General features: G+C 72.9%; 3 protein-coding genes. All 3 read left to right on the top strand.

Going from position 1 to position 2,050, the window contains the following annotated elements:
• Window positions 1-150 precede the first annotated feature (150 nt).
• Window positions 151-408 carry a hypothetical protein gene (locus RBH18_RS43700; protein ID WP_306216413.1) on the top strand — a complete coding sequence of 86 codons (258 nt, stop codon included), beginning with the start codon at window positions 151-153 and terminating at the stop codon, window positions 406-408.
• Window positions 409-606: 198 nt separating this feature from the next.
• Window positions 607-1,170: a hypothetical protein gene (locus RBH18_RS43695; RefSeq protein WP_306216412.1), complete on the top strand. Its 564-nt coding sequence runs from the start codon at window positions 607-609 to the stop codon at window positions 1,168-1,170.
• A 1-nt stretch (window position 1,171) separates the two neighbouring features.
• Window positions 1,172-2,050, top strand: an 879-nt coding sequence (locus RBH18_RS43690; RefSeq protein WP_306216411.1) for an FAD-dependent oxidoreductase, incomplete at its 3' end; no start/stop codon positions are given.

Raw genomic sequence — 2,050 nt, 5'->3', positions numbered from 1 at the left:
AGACCTGGGCGGCCGTGTCGAGCAGCCGGGAGCGCGCTTCCGAGGGCCGGCCCTCGGGTTCGTCGTGTCGCATCCTCGCACTATATCGGATAGAACGTTCGGTCTCCAATGGTCGAGAGCGGCAGAAGTGCCAGCGTGCCCTGCGCGCCGGTGACTCCGGCACCGCCGGGCGCCTCGCGCCGCGGGACGCGCAGGGCGGGTCTGGCCGCGCTGAGGCAGACGCCGCGACCGGCCTCCGCATCGCTCGACCACCGGGGTCGCCCCGAAGCCGGTGCCCACCTGCTCGCGGCCGTCGAGGACGTGCTCGCTCACGGCCCGGCCGGCGCGCCGCGCACTCCCGGCCTGCACGGCTTCGGCACGACAGTCGAGCTCGGCCGCGCCATCGCCGGCCGCGTCCGCGAGATCTGAGCCGTACCGGAGTCCTCCCCGTCCGCCCGAGCCTGCGTGCGGCGCTTCTTTTGCCCTGATCCCGGGATAGAACGTTCGGTCTTGACAAGGTATGGGCGCAGCTGTCATCGTAGTTCTCGACAGAACGTTCGTTCTTCCGAGTGGTGGTCGGTTCCCGGCGCCCGCCGGACCGGCCGTTCGCTTCGAAGAACCGAGAGGATGACTATGACCACCGTTGCCGCTCCCGGCATCTCGACGACGGCGGCCGCCCTGCGGCGGTTGTACTTCGCGCGAGCCGCCTTCGCCCTCGTCTGGGCCGGGGTGACATTCGCGGTCGCCGACGAGCTCACCGCGCTCACCACCGTGCTCCTCGTGATCTACCCGCTGGTCGACGTGGCCGCCGCCGTCATCGACGCCCGGTCGTCGCGCGCCACCGGATCGCCCGTCCTGCTGTACGTGAACATCGCGGTCAGCCTGCTCGCCGCCGTGGGCCTGGCCGTGGCCGGCTCCTCCGGCATCCCGGCCGCCCTGCGCGTGTGGGGTGCCTGGGCGATCGTGGCCGGCGCGGTCCAGCTCGTCGTGGGCGTCACCCGCCGCAAGCTGGGCGGCCAGTGGCCGATGATCATCAGCGGTGGCCTGTCCGTGCTCGCCGGCTCGTCGTTCGTCGCCGCCGCCTCCGCGTCCGATCCCGCGCTGACCAACGCCGTCGGCTACGCCATCCCGGGCGCCGTCTTCTTCCTCATCGCCGCCATCCGGCTCGGCCGTACCGCCAAGGGAAACTGACATGCAGAACAACACGTACGACGTCGTCATCATCGGCGCCGGCCCGGTCGGGGAGAACGTCGCCGACCGCGTGGTCCAGGGCGGGCTGACCGCCGCCATCGTCGAACGCGAGCTGGTCGGGGGCGAGTGCTCCTACTGGGCGTGCATGCCGACCAAGGCCCTGCTGCGCAGCACGGCCGCGCTGCGGGCAGCCCGCCAGGTGGCCGGCTCCCGCGAGGCGGTGACCGGGGAGTTGGACACGGCCGCCGTGCTGGCCCGCCGTGACTCGTTCGCCTCGCACTGGAAGGACGACGGGCAGGTCTCGTGGCTCGAGTCGGCCGGGATCACCCTGTACCGGGGCCAGGGCCGGATCGCCGCCCCGCGCATCGTCCAGGTCACCGGCGCCGACGGTGCCGTCACGACGCTGACCGCCCGGCACGCCGTGGTCGTCGCCACCGGCACCAGCGCCCTGGTGCCCGGCATCGAGGGCCTGCACGACGCCAAGCCGTGGACCAGCCGCGAGGCCGCCGCCGCGAGCAAGGTGCCCGGCCGGCTGGTCGTCATCGGCGGTGGTGTCGTGGCCTCCGAGATGGCGACCGCCTACACCAGCCTCGGTGCCCAGGTGACGATGCTCGCCCGCGACGGCGTCCTGCACCTGGCCGAGCCCTTCGCCGGCGAACGCGTCACCGCGGCGCTGCGCGAGTCCGGTGTGGACGTGCGGATCGGCGCGGAAGCCGCATCCGTGCGACGGGACGAGACCGGCACCGTGCACCTCACCCTGACCGACGGCGCGCAGATCGCCGCCGACGAACTGCTGGTCGCGATTGGCCGCACCCCCAACACGCAGGACATCGGCCTGGACGCGATCGGGCTGGAGCCCGGCTCGTGGCTGACCGTCGAC

This window comes from Actinoplanes oryzae (assembly GCF_030757795.1).
In the GTDB taxonomy this organism is placed as follows: Bacteria; Actinomycetota; Actinomycetes; order Mycobacteriales; family Micromonosporaceae; genus Actinoplanes.
This window is presented reverse-complemented; position numbering and strand designations above follow the sequence as displayed.

Bases quoted from the DNA above. Each gene is read 5' to 3' on its own strand.
- RBH18_RS43695 (WP_306216412.1), top strand. From the start codon at position 607: ATGACTATGACCACCGTTGCCGCTCCCGGCATCTCGACGACGGCGGCC.